This window comes from Rhizobium sp. PvP014, from assembly GCF_017876855.1.
GTDB lineage: Bacteria > Pseudomonadota > Alphaproteobacteria > Rhizobiales > Rhizobiaceae > Neorhizobium > Neorhizobium soli.
In genome coordinates, this window is sequence record NZ_JAGIOT010000001.1 from 214,721 (window position 1) to 238,505 (window position 23,785).

Here is a 23,785-nt window from a genome sequence, read left to right on the forward strand (position 1 = left end):
CGGTACTGACGCCCATCATGCTGATGCGATAGTCGATGGTCTACCAGGTGCCACCGACAATAAGAGCCCTACCATGTCCTATAGCAAAGAATTCCGCTGATCAGGAGACCTGACAGGAGCGGCACGAGGCCCAGTCTGAGCGAAGATGTCGTGGTATGGAATACGCTTCTCCATCCCGGCATGATGTTTCAGCCGATCACGCCACCAGACGCAGGATGAACCCGTTGCCGTCATTTCCCCGAAAACACCGGTTGCCGGCCTGTCCATCGGCGACGGCAGCTCTCTTGTGGACGCTCATGCCCTGCACGGCCAGCGCGCACGGGACGGAACGCGGGCTGGTGATGCTGCTGCCGACCGAATATTACCTGACAGGCGGCGCGATCGTCGTCGCAGTTACCTTCGTCGCATTGCTGCTGGTTCCGTCGCGCTGGTTCACACAGGCCGGCAGTGCCTCCATCACGCTCGATCGCCGGCCGGTGCCGCCGATCGCGATCGTCAGCACGCTGAGCTTCCTGCTTCTGCTGGTACTGATCGCCGCCGGCCGCTACTCAACAGCCGATCCGCTCGAAAATCCTTTGCCGCTTGTCGTCTGGACGCTGTTCTGGGTCGGCCTGACCTTGCTGCAGGCGCTGGTCGGGAACCTGTGGCCATGGCTCAATCCCTGGATGGGACCTCTCCGTATCCTGCGGCGAGCGACAGGCGGTCGGCTTGGTGAAGCTCCCCTGTTGAAGCTGCCGGAGGCCGTCGGTTACATCCCCGCGATCCTCCTGTTTCTGATGTTTGCCTGGTACGAGCTGGTTTCGCTCGCTCCGGAGGACCCTCCCCGTCTCGCCATCGCTGTCTCGGTCTACTGGGTTCTCAATTTCATCGCCATGCTGGTTTTCGGAGAGCGAGATTGGACAGAGCGGGGCGAACCATTCTCGATGTATTTCCGCATGATCGGCATGATCGCGCCGTTTGAGATCAAGCCGCCGAAATCAGGAATATGGGCGAGTGTCCGGTTCCGCTGGCCAGGACAAGACTACGTCGCGGCGGAGCCGCCGCCGATCAGCGCCGCCCTGTTTCTGCTGCTGACGCTCGGAACGGCGTCCTTCGATGGCTTTGCAGAGACCTTCACCTGGCTCTCGATGATCGGGGTGAACCCGCTGGAATTTCCCGGCCGCAGCGCTGTGACCCTGCCGAATACGCTCGGCTTGATCGCCGCTCCGGCGGTGCTCGCAGTGATCTATTTTACGGCTGTCATAGCAGGAGCCCGGCTTGCCGGAGAGGCACGATTAGTCGCTGATCGAAAGCTGATCACGCATCTGGTCTATTCGATCATTCCGATAGCGATTGCCTTCCACGCAGCCCACTATCTCACCCTGCTTCTGATCAACGGGCAGTATCTCTACGCGGCGATCTCGGATCCGTTTGCGCTTGGCTGGGATCTGTTCGGCACCGCGGATCGGCACGTAACGGCATCGATGCTGATCGACATCAGCAGTGTCGAAAAGCTCTGGATGGCACAGACCGCGATCATCGTCACCGGGCACTGCATCGGCATTCTGATCGCCCACATGATTGCGCTCAAGCACTTCGTGAAACCGGCAAGCGCCACCATCAGTCAGGCTTTTCTGGCCCTTGCGATGATAGGCTATACCGTCTTCGGCCTCTGGCTTCTTTCCACCCCGACAGCGGGATGATCGGGGTGGCAACCAATCAGCGGAGGAGAAGCATATCCCAGTGCCCGACTTCGCAGGCCGAACGCGATGCCATCTCGAGACGCATCCGTAGCCAGTCGTCCAGAATCGCCTTCTCTATTCGGTCCGTCTCAGACGCAGCGTTTGCCATGCCGTCAATGAATTGCCGCTGCAATTCGGCTTGATCGCCGCCGAGGCGCCAGGGGCTCTGACCGGTGAGAACCTTGAAGCCCACCTGCTCTGCCAACCGGGACAAGACCGGTTCCGCCGTTGGACCAAGCGCCGGTCCAAAGCCCTTGTCGCGGCGTTGATGGGTATTGAACGCTTCGACAACCAAGGCATCCGCCTCGTGCGCGATCTCCCAGCTGCAGACGCCATCGTAATTGAGCGCCGTATAGAGGCCGATCTCCCGCTCCCAAAGGAGATGCAGGAGACGCTCCAGAAACTCAGCAGAGACCAAGTCGAAAAGCGCCGACGCTGTCACCAGCCTCGCATCCGTGAAGAGCTCAGGCGCCAACCGGCTAAGGTCGGCCTGCAGGCATTTCATCTGGTCGGGCATGTCGAGCCTGTTTGCGGCTTCTTCGAGCAGTTGCAGATCGTTGTCGACAAGCCGCCAGTGCCAGGACGAACTCTGGGGCGCAAGTGCGCGGACAGTGGAGCCGGTTCCGCAACCGAGATCGACGACCGTCGCGCCGTTCCCGTCTGCGGTCACACTTTCGATGGCAGACCGCCGGAGCTCGGGTTCACGCGCAGCATTGTCCGCGGGCTCGCGCAGATCGAGCCAGACTGTGTCGAAGCCACTCATCGCATTTCCTCCAGGAAGTCGGAAAGCACCTTTGCCGTTGCGGGCCAATCGGGCAGCTGCTGGCCCACGGCAAGTGCGCCCGCAGAATAAGCTTGTCGCGTTTCCGGCTGGTCGATCAGCAGCGCCAGAGCTTCGGCGAGCCCGGCAATGTCGCCCGGTTCCACGAGGATCCCGGCATCGTCAGTCACCAAATCCGGTATCGCCCCGCCGCGACAGCCAACGATCGGCAGGCCGCGCACCATGGCTTCCGCAAAGGCCATGCCGTAGCCTTCATATTGGCTGGCGAGTGCAAAAATATCCGCTTGGGCATATTCGACCGCCACATCATCAAGCGCGCCCGTCAAAGTCACCCGGTCGGAGAGCCCGCACGCCTCGATCTGTCGTCGCAGATCGGCAGCGCATTGACGATCCATGTCATCGCTGCCTGCTATCCGGCACTGCCATGGGCGATCGGAGATGCGCTCGAGCGCTGAAATCAACGCCGCATGATCCTTGCGCTGCGTCAGCGATCCGACCGACAGGATCATCACCCCGTCCCCGCCGGTGCTGCCCGATGCAGGCTTTGCCTGCTCCGTTCCAGGCACGGCGACACGCACGAGATCCGGCGCCACGCGGAATTGCGACAGCAATGTCCGGGCGGTGCTGGGGCTTGTGACGACGACACCTTTAGCTGCACCTAGCGCTGTCATCTCGCTTTTTCGCAACCGCTCGGCAACGCCGGCCGGAATGCCGCTTTCGAGTGCCAACGGATGATGGACGAGCGCAATCATGCGGAGGCGGGTCGCCTCCTCCATGGCAGTTGCCGGCATTGCCCCAAATGCAAGGCCATCGATCAGAACGAGACTATCGTCGGCGAGGGCTGCGAGTTTTTCGGCTGTTTCGGCAAGCTCACTTTCGCTCGGTTCCGGAAAGCCGCCGGGAAGCTGCAGGTGCTCGACTGTCCAGCCGATTGCCCTAAGCTCCTCGATCATCCGCCGGTCATAGCCATACCCGCCGCTGCGGGTGTCGATATCGCCGGGGATGGCGAATACCAGCCGTCGCTCCCTTGATGCGGCGTTCAAATCGCAGCCTCATACCAGGCTCGGGCCACATGGCTTTCATGCAGGGTTACCTTGAGGCGGCGGATGCGCACGCCACCCGGACCAAGATCGCCGGCAGCGATACCGGCTTTCAGCTGATCGAAGACGTGCTTGGCGAGCACCTCCGTCGTGGTGACCTTGCCGCGAAAGATTTCGAGTTCGTCGAGGTTCTGGTAGTTGAGCGGCGCAACGATTGCTTTCAGCACCGTCGTTGCAAGGCCGATATCGACGCCGAGCCCGTTTTCGTCGAGATCTTCGGTCATGAAGGCGGCATCGACAATAAAGGTCGCGCCATGCATCGCCTGGGCCGGGCCGAATACCTCCCGTGGCAAGCTATGGGCAATCATCATGTGGTCGCGAACTTCAACTGCAAACATGCGGGGAATGTCCTTTCAGACTAACGGTATCGGATACGGTGGCAAAGGGTGCCGGGATCGGCGAGAATTTGGCAATAGTCTTGGGCAAGGTCGGGAAAGTCCGTCTCGCCGGAGAAGAGTTTGTCGAGGCGGTCATCCGCAAGCAATGCAAGTGCCGCGGCCAGACGTCGCGAAAACGGCCACCTTGCGCGCCTGTGAACCGGTACGTTGCCGACCTGCGAAGCGACGATCGACAGGCGTTGACTGTGGAAACGACCACCTAGCGGAATATTCACGCTGCCTTCGCCATACCACGACATCTCGACGATCCGCGCCTCGAAGCCGGCGAGCGCAATGGATGTGGCAAGACCTGCGGCCGTGGCCGACGTGTGGATCACCACATCGCATCCGCCGTCACCGTCGTTCGCCTGTTCGGGTGATGCAAACCGGCATCCGAAATCTTCGGCAAGACCGCGGCGATCGCCATTGACGTCCACGACGGTGACTTCGGTGCCCGGGATCCTTGCGGCGAGATAGGCAATCAGAAGCCCGACGAGCCCTGCACCGACGACCGCGACCTTGTCTCCAGGAAGAATGCCGGCATCCCAAACGCCATTGAGGGCCGTCTCCATATTGGCTGCTAGCACGGCGCGGGAGGCCGGAACGCCATCGGGAACAGGCACCGCCATCTCCGCCGGCGCGTGAAAGACGTCCTGATGCGGATAGAGGCAGAACACAGTACGGTCGACAAGCGCTTCCGGGCCGTCCTTTACGGTCCCGACAACAGCGTAGCCATACTTGATCGGGAACGGGAATTCGCCATCCTGCAACGGCGCCCGCATGCTGTCGTATTCGCTTTCGGGGACCGAACCGGCTGCCACCAGCGATTCCGTGCCGCGGCTGATGGCGCCGAACAGGCTCTCCACCAGAACATCGCCGTGCCCGAGCGGACCAAGCGGCGTCTCCCGCAATTCAGGCTGGTTTTCTCGCACCAGCCACAATGCTTGCGCTATCGTCATGCCTGGCCATCGCGTGCCGGCTTGGGAAACTTGCCTTCAACTCTGACGGACGGACGACGCCAGAGACGGGCTTCATGCGGAACGAGGCGGGTGAGGACCCGCGGAAGACAGCCCTCCTCGGGAATTGCGAACAGTCCGAGGCGGGTCGTCCAGTAACCGAACCGCTGCGAGGCCGTGAAGACCGTGAACGGGATCGCCAGACAGAGACCGGCGACCACAGGCAGAGCCCAGAAGATCGCGTACCCACCGATCAGGCCCGTTATGATCGTTGCGAGGACAACGCCGATCAATGTCTGAAGGCCCATCGCCTTGACGGCGGTGCCAAGCGTAACGCCGAGCCGGTCGCGGTTCTGACCGCTCCAGGTGACCGAACGTCCAAACAGAAGACCGATGAGGAACACCGAGACATAGACGGCAACGATGGGCGCCATGATCATCGAGGCCAGGAGTTCGATCACCGCCGACAGACCGAAGCGCAATGGTCCGCCATAGGAGCGGATCGCGCCGGGGGTAAGCAGCACATCGACGACGCCGGCGATCTTGGGGGTGACCGACAGAAGAAAGATGGTGATGAACGACCAGAAGCCGAGTTCGATATAGGTCGCATCAAAGCCGCCGGTCACACCCTTCCATGCGGCGGCAAACGTCGCGACGATCCAGGCCGGCGGTGCCACATACATCAGGACCGCCTGAAAAAGCTGGAACCTGCTCAGCGGCTTGAGGCCCGGCTCAAAAAGGAAACGCCAATACTGCATGTTGCCCTGGCACCATCGCAGATCTCGCTTGGCAAACTCCAGCAAGGTCGGTGGGTTGGCTTCGAAGCTCTGTGTCTCGATCGGCAGCACACGAACTTCGTAGCCGCCCCGACGCATATAGGTCGCTTCCAGCTGGTCGTGGCTCAGCACATGGCCGCCCAATGGCGGCGATCCCGGGAGAACGGGCAGATTGCAGTGGGCCTCAAATGCCGCGGCGCGGATCAGTGCGTTGTGCCCCCAGTAAGGCCCGCAATCAGCGCTCCACCATGCGGAGCCGAGCGTGAAAGACCGCATTCCGTGACGCATACCGAACTGGAACATCCGGGCAAAGCCGCTTTCGGCGGGCACTCCGACGACCAGGGTCTGCAGAATCCCGAGCTCAGGTCGTGCCTCCATGGCAGCCACCAGCCGTATCATCACGTCGCCGGACATGACGCTGTCGGAATCCAGCGGCAGGAAAAAGTCGTAGCGGCTTCCGTGTTCCTTCAGGAAGTCCTGAATATTGCCCGCCTTGAAACCGGCATTGTCAGCACGACGACGATAGACCGGCCGGTTACCGCCATCCGCCACGACATGAGCGGCAACGAGATCGAAGCCCGCTTCTTCCAACTGGATGATGTCGGGCTCGGACGTGTCGCTGAGGACGAAGAACCGAAAGTGGCGTTGAAGGCCGGTCGCCTGAAGGCTCTTCTGCATCGCCTCTATCCGGGCAAAGACGGGCCGCGGATCTTCGTTGCGCAGGAATATCGTCAGCGCTGTCCGCGACGACAAAGCGATCGGCTGGCTTCCCTGACCCTGCGGATAGAAGGGGTAGATGCTTTTGGAGGGGTCGCCGGGGCCGTGCTGGAGGACGATCCCGATCACGGCGTTCCAGAACCCAAGCACCGTCCACGGCGTTGCCAGCATGAACCCGATCAGCATGACGGCTTCCGCACCATCAATGCCATCTGGGGAAAGAAGTCGGTAGACGACATACCCAAGCCCCGCGATCGTTGCGAGGTTGAGCGCCAGAACAATACGACGGCGCCACCGGACTGGAAGTCCGGAATATTGGAAGTCGGGACTTCGTTCGGGATCCGACTGCCAGCCCGTTGCACTTTGGTCGGCAGCCATCGCGTTGAGAACGCCTTCTTTTAAATTGCCCATGCGCAACACTTAGGCTGAACCTCCGTCCTAGCAAGCGCCGAGCGATTTCAAATGAAGTTTACCGACGCCGTTGCCCCGCTCCAGATCCGCGCCAGTGCGCAAACAGCCGCAGGTTTTACCGGGATCCTTTTGGATCGTCCGTCACCGCTCGAGGTAGGATGATCCTTCATCCGTCGCCTGGTCAGCTTGCATCGACTTCATTGGGGCGCACCGGAACGACACCGTGCGTCGGCGTTCTTTGCCCGCGTATATTGTATAGATGATCCCCAGAATTGACAGGGTTGCAGTACTGGACACGAAGAAAAACACTCAGTAGAAAGCTGAAGCGACGTTGTCAGACATCGGACAACAGATTGACGGGTGGAGGCCTGATCGATCGGCCGCTTGGAGGATCATAATGACTATACATGGCGGGCTGACGCCCGAACTGATTTTGCCGCAGGATTCCGAGACCGCCACTCTCGTTGGTCGTGTCTGGTCGAAGGCTGCGGACGGCCCCTGCCCTGTCCTTTACCGGAATGGCAGGCTTCTGGATCTTTCGTCGCTCGCTGCGACGCTGTCAGCACTGCTTGAGATCGACGGCCTGGTGGAGCGCCTGACGGCCGCTACCGATTGGACGGATCTCGGCTCTCTCAATGACTTCCTAGACGGCACTGCCGGAACGCTGCTGGCGCCTGTTGACCTGCAGGCGATCAAAGCCGCAGGCGTAACTTTCGCAGACAGCATGCTGGAACGGGTCATCGAGGAACAGGCCAAGGGCGATCCGCTTCGGGCCCAGGAGATCCGTGGTCGCTTGGCGCCGGTGCTGGGCGACAGCCTGAAGGGGCTTGTGGCCGGCTCGGAAAAGGCAGCAAGCGTGAAGGCGCTGTTGCAGGATATGGGGCTTTGGTCGCAGTATCTCGAAGTCGGGATCGGTCCGGATGCGGAAATCTTCACCAAGGCTCAACCCATGTCGGCCGTCGGCTGCGGGTCGCTGGTCGGCATTCACCCGAAGTCGGATTGGAACAATCCCGAACCGGAAGTGGTGCTTGCTGTCACATCCACGGGTGCGATTGTCGGTGCGACGCTTGGCAATGACGTCAATCTTCGCGATTTCGAAGGACGGTCCGCCCTGCTTCTCAGCAAGGCAAAAGACAACAACGCATCCTGTTCTCTCGGTCCCTTCATCCGACTGTTCGACGGCGAATTTTCGCTCGAAGACGTCAAGAAATCGGAGATCTCGCTTGTGGTCGAGGGCCCTGAAGGTTTCGAGATGACGGGCGTTAGCCCGATGCAGGCCATCAGCCGTACGCCGGAAGATCTCGTGTCGCAGCTTCTCAACCGCAACCATCAATACCCTGATGGCGCCGTTTTGTTTCTTGGCACCATGTTTGCGCCGGTCAAGGATCGGCGCGGCAAGGGTCTGGGCTTTACCCACGAGATCGGCGACCGCGTCGAGATATCGTCGCCAAGGCTCGGGCGCCTGGTGAATTGGGTGGAAAATAGTGAAGCCTGCCCGCCTTGGGACTTCGGGCTGACGGCTTTGATGAAGAACCTCGCGAAGCGCAAGCTCTTGTAGCCGCCGCGGTTGATGGGAGGAGGAACCCGATGCAACGAATAAACGATCTCTTTTACCGCTTTCTGGAACTGCTGCTGATCCTGCTTTTGGCAGGCATGGCAATCATGGTGTTCCTCAACGTGGTGCTGCGCTACGGTTTCAACTCCGGCCTCAACATATCGGAAGAGCTGTCGCGCTACTTCTTCGTCTGGCTGACCTTTATCGGTGCTGTCGTTGCGTTTCGCGAACATTCCCACCTTGGTGTGGAGTCGCTGGTCGCCATGCTCGGTCGCTCGGGCCGTATCGCCTGCATGATCATTTCGAACCTGCTGATCATCCTGTGTTCGGCAATTTTCTTCTGGGGCACATGGGTCCAACTGCCGATCAACGCCAGCATGGTCGCACCTGTGACCGGGCTTTCCATGGCGTGGGTCTACGGCATCGGCTTCTTCACCGGTGGAGGATGCGTGCTGATCGCGCTTGAACGGCTGCTTCGCCTGATCACCGGTCGTGTCACCGACGCGGAAATCGCAGCCTTCACGGGTGAAAACATGACGATCGAACAACTGGCGGAGCGGACCTAAATGACTCTTTTCGTCTTTGTTGGATCGCTGCTTGGGGCGATGGCCGTTGGCGTACCCGTGGCCTTCTCGCTGATTTTCTGCGGCGTCGTGCTCATGTGGCACATGGACATGTTCAACAGCCAGATCATCGCGCAGAACATGATTGCCGGTGCAGATACATTCACCCTGCTCGCCATCCCCTTCTTCATTCTCGCCGGCGAATTGATGAATTCCGGCGGTTTGTCGAAGCGTATCATCGATTTCGCGATCGCCTGCGTCGGTCACATCAGAGGTGGTCTCGGGATCGTTGCGATTTTTGCAGCGCTCATCATGGCCAGCATTTCGGGTTCGGCCGCTGCCGATACGGCCGCCCTTGCCGCCATCCTCATCCCGATGATGGCCAAGGCAGGCTATAATATTCCCCGCTCTGGCGGTCTGATCGCTGCCGGCGGCATCATCGCCCCGGTCATTCCGCCGTCGATGGCGTTTATCGTATTCGGCGTTGCCGCGAACGTGTCGATCACCCAGCTCTTCATGGCGGGCATCTTCCCCGGCATCCTGATGGCCGTCTCACTGATCATTACCTGGCTGATCGTGGTGCGCAAGGATAACGTCCAGGCGCTTCCAAAAACCACCTACAAGGAACGACTGCACGCAACCGGACGCGCTGCCTGGGCGCTCGGCATGCCTGTGATTATCCTCGGCGGCATCAAGATCGGCATCGTGACGCCGACCGAAGCTGCCGTCGTTGCCGCCGTCTATGCGATGTTCGTCGGCATGGTAATCTACAAGGAACTGAAGCCCAGAGACCTTCCGCACGTCATTCTGCAGGCCGCCAAGACGACTTCGGTCATCATGTTCCTCGTCTGCGCGGCACTCGTATCGGCATGGCTCATCACGGCTGCGAACATTCCTGCAGAAATCGCCGGCTATATTGAACCGCTGATTGATCGCCCCACGCTGTTGATGTTCGTCATCATGATCCTGGTTCTGGTTGTCGGTACGGCACTCGATCTGACGCCGACCATCCTGATCCTGACGCCGGTTCTCATGCCGATCATCAAGCAGGCGGGAATCGATCCGGTCTATTTCGGCGTGCTCTTTATCATCAACAACTCGATCGGCCTCATCACGCCGCCGGTCGGTGTTGTGCTCAACGTCGTCAGCGGTGTCGGGAGAATACCGCTTGGCAAGGTTACGGCCGGCGTGTGGCCGTTCCTTCTGGCGCAGTCGCTCGTGCTTTTCCTGCTCGTGCTGTTTCCCGATCTTGTGATCGTGCCCGCACGTTGGTTGCATTGACGGCCTGCCATTCAACCTGTTCACATCAACGTCCAACTGGGAGGACTACTATGAAGAGACTGCTTCTTGCCACTACAGCGATCGCGCTTGCCTGCTCCACAGCAGCACCGGCCTTCGCCGAATTCAAGAGCCGCAACATTCGCGTTTCTAACGGCATCAATGCCGACCATCCGGTCGGTAACGGCATCAAGGCCATGCAGGAATGCCTGGACCAGAAGTCCGGCGGCAAGCTGAAGCTGACCGCTTTCTGGGGCGGCGCTCTTGGCGGCGACCTTCAGGCAACCCAGGCCCTGCGCTCGGGCGTTCAGGAAGCCGTCGTCACATCCTCATCTCCGCTCGTCGGCATCATTCCGGCACTCGGCGTCTTCGACCTGCCGTTCCTGTTCCGCGATGCGCCTGAGGCCTACAAGGTACTCGACGGCAAATTTGGCGACGAGATGAACAAGAAGCTCGACGGCGCCGGTCTGGTCAATCTTGCCTATTGGGAAAACGGGTTCCGCAACCTGTCGAACTCCAAGCGCGCCGTCACCAAGTGGGAAGATTTCTCGGGGATGAAGGTTCGCGTCATGCAGAACAACATCTTCCTCGACACCTTCCAGAACCTTGGTGCGAACGCGACCCCGATGGCCTTCGGCGAAGTCTATTCGGCGCTCGAGACCAACGCGATCGACGCGCAGGAAAACCCCTATGTGACAATCGACACGTCGAAGTTCTTCGAAGTGCAGAAATACGTCACCGAGACCAACCACGCATATACGCCTTTCCTCTTCCTCTTCTCCAAGGCGATCTTCAACACCTATTCGCCGGAAGAACAGACTGCACTGCGTGAATGCGCAGTGGTCGGTCGCGATGTGGAGCGCCAGGTGATCGGCGATCTCAACAAGAAGTCTCTGGAAAAGATCAAGGCCGCCGGCCTGGAAGTGAACACGCTGTCGCCTGAGGAGCAGGCTCGCATTCGTGAAAAGTCGCTTGCTGTCTATGAAAAGCACAAGGACCAGATTGGTGCCGATGTGGTTGATGGCATCCTGGCGGAACTTAAGGAAGTCCGTAAGTAAGCATCAGCCTTCGGCAGACGAGCCCGCGACGTTACCGTCGCGGGCTTTTTTCATGGCTATTCGATCGCGATCGGCTGCACCCTTTGGCGCTTCTTCAACGTCTGCTCGCGCAGGAAGATGAAGACGCCGGAACCGACGATCAGTGCTGCACCGATCAGCATTCCGAATCTCGGCATATCGCCAAAGAACAGCCAGCCGAACAGAACCGCCCAGAGCAAAAGCGTGTACTGTAGGGGAGCGACCGTTGCCGCATCCGAGATCTTCAATGCTCTGTTAACGAGAACATGAGCGGTCATTGCTACTATACCGAGCAATGCAAGCAGGCCAAAATCGCGGGTAGAAGCGATCGGCGACCAGTCGAAAGGCGCGAAAGCAAGGCCTGCAAGTGCCGCACCGACGATCTGGAAAAAGACAAGCGTCCGGTCTGGGGTGGCCCTCAGGAAACGACCTGAAATCATCATGAACGCGAAGGCGGCACTGCCGAAGATGGATACGATCGCTGGCGGACTGATCATCGCGCTCGACGGTTCGAGCGTGATGACGACACCGATAAAGCCGATGCCGATTGCAGTCCACCGACGCCAGCCGACTTTTTCGCCCAGTAGCAGTGGCGAGGCCGCGGCGACATAGATCGGTGCTGCGAGCCAGTAGGTCATGACGTCTGCGAGCGGAAGATACATCACGGCATAGTAGAAGCAGAAAACCTCGGCGGTGGAGCAGAACACCCGAAGCGCCTGCATGCCGGGTCGTTCGACCTTCAGCAGCGAGCCGAATCCCTGAAAGAACAGGAAAGGCAGCAAGATGACAAGCGCGGCGAGGCTGCGCAGAAGCACGACCTGTCCAAGGCCATAGCTCGAAACGAGCCACTTCCCCATGGCGTCGTTAAGCGCAAACATGACCATGCCGAGCAGCATGATGAGGGGCCCGGCCATGCGCGCCGAGACGATTTGCTTGGAGATGGATGCGATCATGCCGCGATGCCCTACATGTCTGCGAGGTTTGAGAAACGCCGTGTTACGGTGAAGACCTTGTCCAGGTCTGGATTGAGGTCCATTCCGAGGCCAGGACCAGGCGGAACCGTGATCATGCCGTTCTTCACCTCAGGCAGTGCGGTGACGAGATCGCGGTACCACGTCTTGTAGAAGGCGCGCACACTTTCCTGCACCAGCGCATTGGGTGCGTTAAGCGACAGGTGCGTCGATGCGCCGAGGACAACCGGGCCTGTGCAATCGTGCGGAGCGATCGGCAAATGCCAAGCCTCCGCCATCGATGCAATCTTGCGTGCTTCCGAAAGGCCGCCGCACCAGGAGATGTCCAGCATGACGATGCCGGCGACACCCGTTTCGAGATAATCCCGAAAACCCCAGCGCGTTGCCAAGGTCTCAGATGCCGAGATTGGTGCGGGCGATACGTCGGCATAACGACGCAGACTCGAAAGGCTATCCATCTTGATCGGGTCTTCATGCCAGAACGTGCTGTAGGGCGTTAGCGCCTTGGCGATCTGCATCGCTGGCAGGAGCTGCCACATGGAGTGAAACTCCACCATGATGTCGATCTTGTCGCCGACAGCGTTGCGGATGTTTTCGAATGGCTGAAGCGCTGCATTGAGATCGGAAGGTGAAATATACTGTCCCCTCGTCTTTTCGGCGGCGGCATCGAAGGGCCAGATCTTCATCGCCGTGATCCCCTCCGCCAGCAGCGAATGTGCCAATTCGTCCGCCCGGTTGAGAAACCCGTTGAGATCGTCGTAGTCCGAGCCGGTCGACAGGCCATAGTTGCCCGTGGTCTGGCCAGTGGATTTCTTGATATACTCGGTGCCGGCGCAGGTATTGTAGGTGCGGATTTCCTTGCGGCTGAAGCCGCCCAACAACTGCGCGATCGGCTGGCCCGTGACCTTCCCGAACAGATCCCACAACGCGATGTCGAAAGCCGAGTTGCCACGCACCTCGGCACCCGAGGATCGGAACCCGACATAGCCCACGAGGTCCTGTGCGAGAAGATCGATGGCAAGCGGATCGCGGCCGAGCACCCGCGGTGCAACATATTCGTGAATGTAGCTTTCGACCGTCTCTGCCCCGAAGAACGTCTCGCCGAGACCGGTCAGGCCTTCATCCGTATGAACCAGAACCCAGATCAGGTTTGCGCGCTCTGCAACTCGCACGGTTTCGAGTTTCGTGATCTTCATTGATACCTCCCTTAATGTCCTCCACGACATACCCTCATCATTAGGGGATCGTTTGGACGATAGAAAGGCCGGGAACACTCGTTTCAGTTCGCTTTTGTCTTTATTTGCAACGCGTTAACCCGTCAGATCAAAGTATTCCCCAGGCGCGAAAGCGCCCTCGCCCGGTAAATTCACGAAGATTGAGTTCAGCAGCAATTTTCAGCGCGCCCTGCGGGGTTATCTCCAGTGCGTCGGCAATCATCCCGCTCGAAACAAGCGGGCGCGATAAGACAAGTTCGATTAGCTGGGGAAGCCGCGACGACTGTCGCCGACCCACCAGACGGCGCTCGAGTTGCTGCTTAGCAAGCAACAACCGCTGGTGCTCTTTCATGCCATGCTCCGACGCGAGCGCAATTGCTTCCGTGAAAGCGAGAAGCCTCACCATGCGGTTCCTGCTCATTCTGCGCTCCCGCGACACCTGCCGGAGACCGAAGTTGACCGCGGACAACTGCGTTTCGGTTAACCCGGCTTCGCGCAACACCGCGCTCGCCAGCAAACGTCCAAGCCATGGCGCATGCTTCGACACCTGCAGGTTAGACCAAGCGTCCCACGCAACGGCGGCCCTGAGGAGGGGCGGCATGGACTGCGTTTCGTCCAACACCACCCGCCATTCCGACAGACGAGCGTCCTCGTCCCAGTCCTCGTCATAGATGAGAGCGTCCCGGCCTGGTATCTTCATCGCACGAACGCTTACGGCGTCCGCAAGCAACGCCTGGCTTCGCGCGAGAACAGCATCGATAGCTGCTAAGGGATCCTCGAAATCATCGACACGCGAGATCGTTGCGGGACCTCTCGGTGCCGCCTTGATCTCAATGTCTTGAGCCTCGTCATGACGACCGGACCTCAGCGCAGCAAGACCAACGGCGCTCAATGCCCATTCCGGTTCGCTCGCCGCAATTCGCCGACGCGTTCGCAGTACGTCATGGGCAACTGTCAATTCGTGAGTGGAGGCTCGAACTGCCATCCCTGCGTCATGAAGAACAAGGTCTTCGATATGGACAAGTTCCCCGTCGATCCACAGGGACGAGCAGGCGTCCGAGAATTGGGCGCGACCGATCCAGCCTTGCCGTACGGGGGAACTAGCGATCCGCTCATCGAGTCGTACAACGCCGGCTGTCGCTGCGGAGATCGGTCCGAACAACTCACCAAAGTCTATTTTCGAGAGATCGTAACGCATTGAAAGCGTTATAGTTCAATGCCGTTGTGAAAGCTAGCGTCACGTTCGGTTTCGCTACCGGACACAAGATGGATGCATCCGTGAGATGGAACCGTTTAGTTTCTGGCGTGATGGATCAAGCTAGCATCTGTATGATGATAAGCAAGCACCATAAACACTTATAGACAAGTTAAAGATGGCAAACGTTTAGCGATCCACTCAGCAAAATCTGATACCTTACCCCTGCCCCACTTCTCGTTGTCCGCGGACAACGAGCGCGACTTTTGCTCTCCACAGGCGCAAAATTCATTTGCATTGAATCATTTGTACAAATCGTGCGAATCGGGGCATATTCAACTGCGCAGTTTTCCGAAGAACTTCGCCAATTGCGCAGTTGGAGAGAAAGATGCCGCAGCCAAGCTTGAAAGTCGACGAACCTCAGGAGCACTTGCCAACGACTCTGGCAACAGATGCCCAGGAGCTTGCGCATCAACTTCAGATGCATCAAGCGAAAATCTTCGCACCGACATCTCAAAAGACGATCCGGCCCTTCCAGCCAGCCGAAGCCGCGAGCTTCATCGGCATCGGAGAAGGCTATCTCCGTCAGGTTGCCGCAGAAGGATACGGACCCGAGCCGCTGGCGAACGGTCGGCGTGTTTATCTTCCGACCGACATGGATCGTATTCGTCAGGTTCTCGACGAAAAGAACGGCGTGGCGAAATACGTACCGGCCCGCCGTCCTGGCGAAAAGCTGCAGGTCATTTCCGTCATGAACTTCAAGGGCGGAAGCGGCAAGACGACGACGTCCGCGCATCTCTCCCAGTATCTTGCCCTTCGTGGTTATAAGACGCTCGCGATCGATCTCGATCCGCAGGCGTCTCTGTCGGCGTTGTTCGGGCATCAACCCGAGCTCGATGTGGGCGAAGGCGAGACGCTCTATGGTGCGATCCGCTATGAGGATCCGCGCCCTATTTCGGAAATTGTCCGCTCCACCTACACACCGAACCTGCATATCCTGCCGGGCAACCTCGAGCTGATGGAGTTCGAGCACGAAACACCAAAGGCCATGGCGTCGGGACAGGTTGCGACGATGTTCTTTGCCCGCATCGGCGAAGTTCTTGCCGATATTGAAGACCTTTACGATGTCGTCGTCATCGATTGCCCGCCGCAGCTCGGCTTCCTGACCATGTCGGCGCTTTGCGCCTCGACATCGACCTTGATTACCGTTCACCCGCAAATGCTCGACGTCATGTCGATGTCGCAGTTTCTCTCGATGACCAGCGAACTGATGTCGGTTGTTGAGCGGGCAGGGGGGCGGACAAGCTATGACTGGATGCGTTATCTTGTGACGCGGTTTGAACCCAATGACGGCCCACAGAGCCAGATGACGGGCTTTATGCGCGCCATCTTCGGCAATCGTATGCTTCACAACGCCATGTTGAAGTCGACAGCGATCTCCGATGCCGGCGTCACGAAACAGACACTGTATGAGGTCGAGCGCAATCAGTTCACGCGAGGCACTTACGACCGCGCGATGGATTCGCTCAATGCCGTGAACCTCGAGATTGAAGAATTGATCCGGTCCGTGTGGGGGAGGCGCTAACAGATGGCACGTAAAAACCTGATCGGCATCTTCGAGCCTCCGGCGCCGGACAACAGTTCAGCACCAGCGCCGACACCTGCCGCACCCCCGGCTGCTCAATCGTCACGTCCATTGGCCGGAATGGCACCGGCCGTGCGCAGCGGTGTCCCAGTTGGTGGCATCACGAGAACGCTTGGCAGCATCACGCAGAAGATGGAAAGGGCGCAGGATCTCGAGCGGCAGCTTTCGGAAGGGCTTTCCGTCGTTGAACTGGATCCATCGCTGATCGACAGTTCCTTTGTTTCCGACCGTATGCTGATCGATGGCGAAGCGCTTTCCCAACTGGTCGAGCAGGTTCGCGAGCATGGACAGCAGGTGCCGATCCTCGTGCGGCCTCATCCCGACCAGTCGGGCAGGTTCCAGGTCGCCTACGGTCACCGCCGACTTGCAGCCGTCCGACAGCTGGGCCTCAAGGTCAAGGCGGTTGTCCGCGTTCTGACCGATGACCAGCTGGTCGTCAGCCAGGGTCAGGAAAACAACGCCCGCACGAACCTCTCGCATATCGAACGCGCCATGTTCGCCACCCGTCTCGAGGATCGTTCGTTCACGCGCGATATCATCATGGCAGCACTTGGCGTCGACAAGGCAGCCTTGTCAAAAATGATCAGCCTGGTCCGGGCGATTCCGATGGAAATCATCGATGCGATCGGTCCGGCACCTGAGGTTGGCCGCAGGCGGTGGACGGAGCTGTCGGAAAAGCTCAATGCCGGAAACATTCCAAGGCTGCTCTCGTCCCTTCAGAAGGGCAGGGCAGAGGGAAAGACAAGCGACGAGCGTTTCCAGCTCGCGTTTACACAGTTGTCCGTGAAACCTGAAGATAGTGGCAAGCCGGCTCAAGCACAGCTGAGCGGTCTGCCGGTCGTCATGCGCAAATCGGGAAACCGGTCGACATTCGTGTTCGATGCGAAAAGCGCGCCGGGTTTTGACGACTTCGTCAGCGAACGGCTCACAGAGCTTTTCGCAGAATATAAACGCAACAAGGGAGTTTGATCAGCAAAAGAAAAAGGCCCCCGAACGACCAAGGTCGTGGAAGCCTCTCTCCGATTTCTAGCAAGATCGAGAATCGCACTTCCATGAATCACAGTCAAGAGTCTTTGGCACCGTTTCGGTGAGCGGCTTTCTTTTGCCTGAAAAAAGGTGAGAGAAAATGGAGAGTGGAACTGTAACGACGCCCTTTGGGCGGCGGGCGATGTCGTATGGACTGTTGGCAAACCAACAAAAAGCCAGCGAAATCACATCCGGAATCAAGAGATCGAAGTGGAAACTGTTTCGATCGATCTGCGAATCAAGGTCGTCCCTCGGGATCAGTGACCGGGCACTGACTGTGCTCGACGCGCTCCTGACCTTCTATCCGGGCGATGAACTTAGCGAAGATGGCAATCTCGTCGTCTTCCCGTCCAATGCCCAGTTGTCGCTTCGAGCGCGTGGAATGGCACCGGCAACACTTCGGCGCCATCTCTCGGTGCTAGTGGAAACCGGACTAATCCTGCGCAAGGACAGCCCGAACGGCAAACGCTATGCGCGCCGCAGTTCAGGTGGCAAACTCGATGATGCTTTCGGCTTCAGTCTCGCACCACTTCTGGCACGCGCACGAGAGATCGAAACGATGGCAGCGGAGATCGCTCTTAGCCGTGAACAACTCAAGGCTGCAAAAGAGAGAATTACTCTTTGCCGAAGAGATCTCGCAAAGCTGATTACTTTTGCCGTGGATGAAAAGATTTCCGGTGACTGGGAGCAGGCACAGACAAATCTTCAATGCGTCCTACAGGCAATTCCGCGCGTCCTCACTCTCGATATCGCAGAGCCGCTCCTCACAAAACTCTCGGTACTTCGTGAAGACGTCGTCAACCAATTGAAATTAAATATGAAATCACCAGAGATGAGCGCCAATGAATCTCAAAGTGAGCGCCACATACAGGATTCAAAAACAAATATCATTCCTGAATCTGAACCAGTGTCGAAAGGGCTTTCAACCGAACAAGCACCGGAACACACTTTGGCGAACGGCACAGCAATCGAAGAGATTGACGATCAACGCGATACTCGACAAAAGCGCCCTTGTTTGAGCTCGATCACCACACACAAAGCTCTACCACTCCCATTCGTCCTGCAAGCCTGCACCCAGATCAACGATTATGGGCCAAGAGGTGGGATCGCGTCCTGGAGGGATCTGATTACGGCAGCCTATGTTGTTCGTTCCACTCTCGACATCACGCCAGCTGTCTATGAACGCGCAGCAATCGTGATGGGGCCTGAGAACGCCGCAACAGTGCTTGCCTGCATGCTCGAACGCTCTGAGCATATCACGTCTGCTGGAGGCTATCTGAGAGACCTGACACGCCGGGCAGAGAAGGGTGAATTCGCGACCGCGCCGATGCTGATGGCTCTGATGAGAGGCAGTCGATCGAAGCCTGAAACATACCCAAGCACGACCTCACCCCGACAAGGCCCGACCAAAACCGCTTGGGTTTGCTGATGATGACACCGGGGAATTTCCGGTCGATCACCGTCGACAAAGAGGTCCGCGGAACCATCGTTCGGAGTTTGTGAAACAAAGAGAAACCTCTCCTTCCTGACGGCCAGCGCGTCTGGAGATCGCGTCAACGAGTGTAAATCGAACACACAGGCAAACGTCACATCCGCGTAACATTGGTCCCCTAGAGCTACGCCAAGTCAGCGGCGCGGTTGAGGTCCTCCCGAAACACGCGGCCAGCCGGCTCAAATTTGTTTGTCGATTTCGAGTGGCATCTGACGCGGAACCCCTTGTGTTTTCCGTGAATGCATTCACTCGCCCACAGGAGAGATCCAATGCTTTCTATCAACCGTCGCCATGCTCTGGGGCTGATGTCAGCCGCAACCGGCACCATTGTCCTTCCACGCATGTCTTTCAGCCAGTCGACACGCCCATCGGTGACGATTGCCGTTCAGAAGATTACCAACAACAACACGCTTGATGTCTGGAACGAACAGTCGAACGTTGGCGAACGCGTGTTCTTCCCCAACCTCTGGGAAGGCCTGATCGGCCGCGACTGGATGGGCAATCAGGGGCCTGTTGCTAGCCTCGCGACCGAATGGAAGCGCATCGACGACAAGACGCTCGAACTGAAGCTGCGTCAGGGCGTGAAATTCCACAACGGCGACGAACTGACCGCTGAAGATGTTGCGTTCTCCTTCTCCAAGGAACGCCTGTTTGGTAACACCGAGCCGAAGGGCGGCAAGACCGTCTTTGAAGCCGACAACAAGCCGACCACGGTCAAGGAACTGCCGGCGATCGTTCCCGGTGTCGCTCGTCGCCTCTGGCCGGCACTGGCCGGTGTCGAAGTCGTCGACAAGCACACCGTGCGTTTCCACAATGCAACGCCCGACATCACGCTGGAAGGCCGCCTTTATTCCTTCGGCAGCCAGATCACCAACCGCCGCGCCTGGGACGAAGCCAAGAGCTATACGGATTGGGCTCGCAAGCCGGTCACGACCGGTCCTTACATGGTCTCGGAATTCAAACCCGACGTGTCACTGACGCTCGTTGCGTTCGATGAATACTGGGGTGGCCGTCCGCCGCTGCAGCACATCCGCTTCGTCGAGGTTCCGGAAGTCGCTTCCCGCGTCAACGGCCTGCTCTCCGGTGAATACGACTTCGCCTGCGACCTGCCGCCGGATCAGATCTCCGCAATCAAGGCCGCTCCGGGCCTCGAAGTGCAGAGCTCGACCATCTGGAACCACCGCATTTCCACGTTCAACACGCAGAACCCGGTTCTTGCCAACCCGCTGGTCCGTCGCGCGATGACGCATTCGATCGACCGTCAGGCGATCGTGGAAGCACTGTGGGCTGGACAGACTGTTGTTCCAGCCGGCCTTCAGTTCGACTCCTTCAAAACATCCAACATGTATGTCGAAGGCTGGGCTGCTCCGGAATTCAACCCCGATCTTGCTAAGAAGCTTCTCAAGGAAGCCAACTACAAGGGCGACGCGATCCCGTATCGCCTTCTCAACAACTACTACACCAACCAGACTGCAAACGCGCAGATCATGGTCGAGATGTGGAAGCAGGTTGGCCTCAACGTCGAGATCCAGATGAAGGAAAACTGGGCACAGATCCACGATCCTGCAGGTGTCAAGGGTGTGCGCGACTGGTCGGCTTCCAACTCGATCAACGATCCGATCACGCCACTCGTCGTCCAGTTCGGACCAAACGGCGAAGCGCAGCAGAAGAAGGACTGGACGAACGAGGAGGTCAACAAGCTTTCCGTCATCATGGAAACCTCGACCGACCGCGCCCAGCGCCACAAGGCTTTTGCCCGTATGCTGGAAATCTGCGAGCGCGAAGACCCGGCCTATCAGGTCCTGCACCAGAACGCCGTCTTTACCGGCATGAAGAAGTCTCTGAAGTGGAAGGCAGCACCTGCCTTCGCCATGGACTTCCGTACAGCCAACTGGAACGCCTGATCGTTCTGATGTCTCACGCCGGCCGCGAAAATCGCGGCCGGCGCATCTGCTTATAAAATGGAGGTGCGTTCCATGGTGAAAAACCTTGTGGAACTGCGCGGCCTGAAGGTCGCTTTCGACGGCGTTCAGGTACTGCATGGTATCGATCTCGATATCGCCCGCGGAGAGGCGATCGGCCTTGTGGGTGAATCCGGATGCGGCAAGTCCGTCACCTGGCTCGCGGCACTCGGGCTTTTGCCCGGAAAAGCAACGGTCAGCGGATCAGTCCGCGTCGACGGACAGGAAATCCTCGCACAGCCACGACACGTGCTCGAAGGCGTACGCGGCAAGCGGATCGCAATGATCTTTCAGGATCCGTCCAGCTCGCTCAATCCGGTTCTGCGCGTCGGTCGCCAGATCACAGAAGCACTGGCGATCCATCGCGGCCTTCACGGGGAGGCGGCAAAAGCCGAAGCGCTGCGGCTGCTCGACATGGTCGGCATTCCGGATGCACGCCGGCGCATCGATCTCTTTCCACACGAATTCTCCGGCGGCCAGTGTCAGCGCGTCATGATCGCCATGGCCCTTGCCGGCGAACCCGATCTTCTCGTTGCCGACGAGCCGACAACGGCTCTCGACGCGACGATCCAGGCCCAGATCCTTGATCTTCTCATCGCGTTGCGCGCCGAAACCGGCATGGCGACGATCTTTATCAGCCATGATCTCGGCGCCGTCTCGCAGGTCTGCGAGCGCGCCTGCGTCATGTATGCCGGCCGTATCGTGGAGCAGGGGACGATCCAGGCCCTGTTCGACAACCCGCGCCATCCTTACACGCGCGGTCTCTTCGATGCCATTCCGCGTCTGGATGGTCCGCGCGACCGATTGATCCCCATTCCCGGCACGGTTCCCAATCCACGCGACCTGCCGGAAGGCTGCGCTTTCTCGCCGCGCTGTTCGCATGCCGCAATCGACTGTCGGACCCGCATGCCGGCTCTTCAGTCCACGGATGATGGGCGGCTTCTGTCCTGTCACCATCCCGTCGGTTCCCATCCTCCGATCGGCGTCACGCATCCCGTCGAGGCACGCGTTCTGGAGCCGCTGTCATGAACGACCGTTTCAAAACGCCGCTCATCGAAGCGAAAGGTCTGGTCCGAACCTACGAGGTTCGCCAGGGCATGTTCGGACGCGCGACACCGGTGCGCGCCGTTGATGGCATTGATCTGAAGGTCATGCCGGGAGAGACGCTCGGCATCGTCGGTGAATCCGGATCCGGCAAGTCGACGCTCGGCCGCATGCTGCTCGGCATCGATCCGCCGCAGGAAGGGCAGGCTCTCTTCGAAGGCAAACCGATGCCGAAGCTCGCAACGCCGGAATGGCGTGCATTGCGCGCAAAAATGCAGTTCGTCTATCAGGATCCGCTGGCAGCGCTCGACCGCCGTCTGACGATTTCCGAGCAGATCGGCGAGCCGCTCGCCATCCACAATCTCGTGCCGAAGCCCCATCGGGAAACGCGCGTCGCCGAGTTGATGTCGGCTGTGGGTCTGAGACCCGATCAGGCGGGTCGCTATCCGCATGAGCTTTCGGGCGGTCAGCGTCAGCGCGCCGTCATCGCGAGGGCGCTTGCGTCGCGGCCGAAGCTTCTGGTTTGCGACGAACCAGTTTCGGCGCTCGACGTGTCGATCCAGGCGCAAGTGGTCAACATGCTGCGCGACCTGCAGGAGAAAAACCACATCGCCATGGTGTTCATCAGCCATGATCTGAAAGTGGTCCGCAATATCGCTGATCGCGTCGCCGTCATGTATCTCGGTCGCATCGTCGAAGAAGCATCCTCGGACGTCATCTTCAAGACGCCGCTGCATCCCTATACCAAGGCGCTGGTTTCCAGTGTGCCGGTGCCGGGCAAGCTGCTTCAAGGCCGCGTCATCCTGCAGGGAGAGCCGCCGAACCCTGCCAACCGCCCATCCGGCTGTGCCTTCCATCCCCGCTGCCCGCTTGCCGCCGATATCTGCCGTACCAGCGTGCCGAAGCTTCTGTCGGTTGCCGACGGCCGAACCGCGGCCTGTCATATGGTGACCCGCGCCGAGACGTCGGTCGCGGCCTAAAGGAATTCCTGATGTTTCGTTTCGCTTCCATCCGTCTCCTTCGCGCGCTCATCACCATCCTTGCCGTCATCACCTTTGCCTTCGTCGTGTTGCGGCTGTCGGGTGATCCGGCCCAGGTCATGCTTGGTCCCGATGTTCCGCAAGAATCCGTCGATGCCTTCCGCAAGGCCTGGGGCCTCGATCAGCCGCTGTGGATCCAGTACCTCTCCTATATCCGGGCGATCTTCACCGGCGATTTCGGCGTCTCCATGCGTGACAAGGCCTCCGCCATGCAGCTGGTGATCGAGCGCATTCCGGCAACCCTGCAACTAACGATCCCGGCGCTGTTCCTGAAGGTCGTGATCGGCATCCCGGCCGGCGTCTATGCGGCCCTGCATCGCCAGAGCGCGATCGATCGCGGCGTTATTCTGGCTGCCATTTTCGGCTTCACCATTCCGTCCTTCGTCATGGGCCTGCTTCTGGTGCTGATCTTTTCGATCACGCTCGGGCTGCTTCCATCCGGTGGGCAGGACACGTGGCAGCACGGCATCCTGCCGACGCTGACGATGAGCATCGGCGGTATCGGCATTCTCGCGCGCTTTTCGAGAAGTGCGATGATCGAGGTGATGGGCCAGCCCTATATCCGCACGGCATCTGCCAAGGGGATGAAGTGGCAGGATGTCGTCTGGAAGCATGCGCTGCCGAATGCGGCAGTTCCCATCGTCACCATCGTCGGGTTCATGGTCGGCACGTTGATCGCCGGCGCGGTCGTGGTGGAATCGATCTTCTCCTGGCCCGGCATCGGTCGCCTGCTGGTCGTCTCGGTCAGCAACCGGGATCTCGCTGTGGTCCAGTGCATCCTGCTCCTGGTCGCCGCAACCATGGTCGTGTCGAACCTTATCGTCGACCTGCTTTACGGCTTTCTCGATCCACGGCTTCGCGCCCAGAGCGCTCACTAGAGAGGAGG

20 protein-coding genes are annotated in these 23,785 nt (G+C 59.2%); 12 read left to right on the forward strand and 8 right to left on the reverse strand.

What is annotated here, in order from left to right:
- Positions 1 to 284 precede the first annotated feature (284 nt).
- Positions 285 to 1,682, forward strand: a complete 1,398-nt coding sequence (locus tag J3A65_RS00935; protein WP_209898559.1) for a hypothetical protein — start codon at positions 285 to 287, stop codon at positions 1,680 to 1,682.
- 16 nt (positions 1,683 to 1,698) lie between these two features.
- On the opposite strand, the gene J3A65_RS00940 is transcribed toward J3A65_RS00935, so the two are convergent.
- From J3A65_RS00940 to mdoH, 5 genes are read right to left on the reverse strand one after another with little or no spacing between them, the layout of a single operon-like run.
- On the reverse strand, positions 1,699 to 2,484 hold the full coding sequence (locus J3A65_RS00940; protein ID WP_209898563.1) for a class I SAM-dependent methyltransferase: 786 nt from the start codon (positions 2,482 to 2,484) through the stop codon (positions 1,699 to 1,701).
- Positions 2,481 to 3,545 (reverse strand): glycosyltransferase family 4 protein, encoded by a 1,065-nt coding sequence (locus tag J3A65_RS00945; RefSeq protein WP_245341376.1) that lies wholly within the window; start codon positions 3,543 to 3,545, stop codon positions 2,481 to 2,483. Before J3A65_RS00945 ends, J3A65_RS00940 begins: the two co-directional genes overlap by 4 nt.
- Positions 3,542 to 3,940, reverse strand: coding sequence for a 6-carboxytetrahydropterin synthase (locus tag J3A65_RS00950; protein ID WP_062458601.1), 399 nt, complete (start codon positions 3,938 to 3,940; stop codon positions 3,542 to 3,544). Before J3A65_RS00950 ends, J3A65_RS00945 begins: the two co-directional genes overlap by 4 nt.
- A 20-nt stretch (positions 3,941 to 3,960) precedes the next feature.
- Complete coding sequence (locus J3A65_RS00955; protein ID WP_245341378.1) at positions 3,961 to 4,938, reverse strand: zinc-binding alcohol dehydrogenase; 978 nt, start codon at positions 4,936 to 4,938, stop codon at positions 3,961 to 3,963.
- On the reverse strand, positions 4,935 to 6,839 hold the full coding sequence (mdoH, locus tag J3A65_RS00960) for a glucans biosynthesis glucosyltransferase MdoH (protein ID WP_209898566.1): 1,905 nt from the start codon (positions 6,837 to 6,839) through the stop codon (positions 4,935 to 4,937). The genes J3A65_RS00955 and mdoH overlap by 4 nt, the downstream gene beginning before the upstream one ends.
- Positions 6,840 to 7,236: 397 nt before the next feature.
- Here mdoH and J3A65_RS00965 point away from each other — a divergent pair, with 397 nt between their 5' ends.
- From J3A65_RS00965 to J3A65_RS00980, 4 genes are read left to right on the forward strand one after another with little or no spacing between them, the layout of a single operon-like run.
- Positions 7,237 to 8,397 carry a fumarylacetoacetate hydrolase family protein gene (locus tag J3A65_RS00965; protein ID WP_062576644.1) on the forward strand — a complete coding sequence of 387 codons (1,161 nt, stop codon included), beginning with the start codon at positions 7,237 to 7,239 and terminating at the stop codon, positions 8,395 to 8,397.
- A gap of 29 nt (positions 8,398 to 8,426) precedes the next feature.
- A complete protein-coding gene (locus tag J3A65_RS00970; protein ID WP_209898569.1) occupies positions 8,427 to 8,960 on the forward strand; it encodes a TRAP transporter small permease in 534 nt (177 codons plus the stop codon).
- Positions 8,961 to 10,238, forward strand: coding sequence for a TRAP transporter large permease subunit (locus J3A65_RS00975; protein WP_174197429.1), 1,278 nt, complete (start codon positions 8,961 to 8,963; stop codon positions 10,236 to 10,238). It abuts the gene before it with no gap.
- A 50-nt stretch (positions 10,239 to 10,288) separates the two neighbouring features.
- Positions 10,289 to 11,293 (forward strand): TRAP transporter substrate-binding protein, encoded by a 1,005-nt coding sequence (locus J3A65_RS00980; protein ID WP_062458586.1) that lies wholly within the window; start codon positions 10,289 to 10,291, stop codon positions 11,291 to 11,293.
- Positions 11,294 to 11,349: 56 nt separating this feature from the next.
- On the opposite strand, the gene J3A65_RS00985 is transcribed toward J3A65_RS00980, so the two are convergent.
- From J3A65_RS00985 to J3A65_RS00995, 3 genes are all read right to left on the reverse strand, one after another.
- A complete protein-coding gene (locus J3A65_RS00985) occupies positions 11,350 to 12,264 on the reverse strand; it encodes a DMT family transporter (RefSeq protein WP_245341380.1) in 915 nt (304 codons plus the stop codon).
- A gap of 11 nt (positions 12,265 to 12,275) precedes the next feature.
- Entirely contained in the window at positions 12,276 to 13,478 is a 1,203-nt protein-coding gene (locus tag J3A65_RS00990; RefSeq protein WP_209898572.1) for a mandelate racemase/muconate lactonizing enzyme family protein, read from the reverse strand.
- Positions 13,479 to 13,605: 127 nt separating this feature from the next.
- Positions 13,606 to 14,694, reverse strand: coding sequence for an RHE_PE00001 family protein (locus tag J3A65_RS00995; RefSeq protein WP_209898575.1), 1,089 nt, complete (start codon positions 14,692 to 14,694; stop codon positions 13,606 to 13,608).
- Positions 14,695 to 15,079: 385 nt separating this feature from the next.
- Between J3A65_RS00995 and repA the strand changes: the two genes are divergently transcribed.
- From repA to J3A65_RS01030, 7 genes are all read left to right on the forward strand, one after another.
- Positions 15,080 to 16,276, forward strand: coding sequence for a plasmid partitioning protein RepA (gene repA / locus J3A65_RS01000; RefSeq protein WP_062458574.1), 1,197 nt, complete (start codon positions 15,080 to 15,082; stop codon positions 16,274 to 16,276).
- Positions 16,277 to 16,279: 3 nt separating this feature from the next.
- Positions 16,280 to 17,305 (forward strand): plasmid partitioning protein RepB, encoded by a 1,026-nt coding sequence (gene repB, locus J3A65_RS01005; RefSeq protein WP_209898578.1) that lies wholly within the window; start codon positions 16,280 to 16,282, stop codon positions 17,303 to 17,305.
- Between the two features lie 157 nt (positions 17,306 to 17,462).
- Positions 17,463 to 18,791, forward strand: a complete 1,329-nt coding sequence (repC, locus tag J3A65_RS01010) for a plasmid replication protein RepC (protein WP_209898581.1) — start codon at positions 17,463 to 17,465, stop codon at positions 18,789 to 18,791.
- 332 nt (positions 18,792 to 19,123) lie between these two features.
- Positions 19,124 to 20,758: an ABC transporter substrate-binding protein gene (locus J3A65_RS01015; protein ID WP_209898585.1), complete on the forward strand. Its 1,635-nt coding sequence runs from the start codon at positions 19,124 to 19,126 to the stop codon at positions 20,756 to 20,758.
- A gap of 72 nt (positions 20,759 to 20,830) precedes the next feature.
- Positions 20,831 to 21,844, forward strand: a complete 1,014-nt coding sequence (locus tag J3A65_RS01020) for an ABC transporter ATP-binding protein (protein ID WP_209898588.1) — start codon at positions 20,831 to 20,833, stop codon at positions 21,842 to 21,844.
- Positions 21,841 to 22,839 (forward strand): ABC transporter ATP-binding protein, encoded by a 999-nt coding sequence (locus J3A65_RS01025; protein WP_209898591.1) that lies wholly within the window; start codon positions 21,841 to 21,843, stop codon positions 22,837 to 22,839. The genes J3A65_RS01020 and J3A65_RS01025 overlap by 4 nt, the downstream gene beginning before the upstream one ends.
- A gap of 11 nt (positions 22,840 to 22,850) precedes the next feature.
- Entirely contained in the window at positions 22,851 to 23,777 is a 927-nt protein-coding gene (locus J3A65_RS01030; protein WP_062458560.1) for an ABC transporter permease, read from the forward strand.
- Positions 23,778 to 23,785 lie beyond the last annotated feature (8 nt).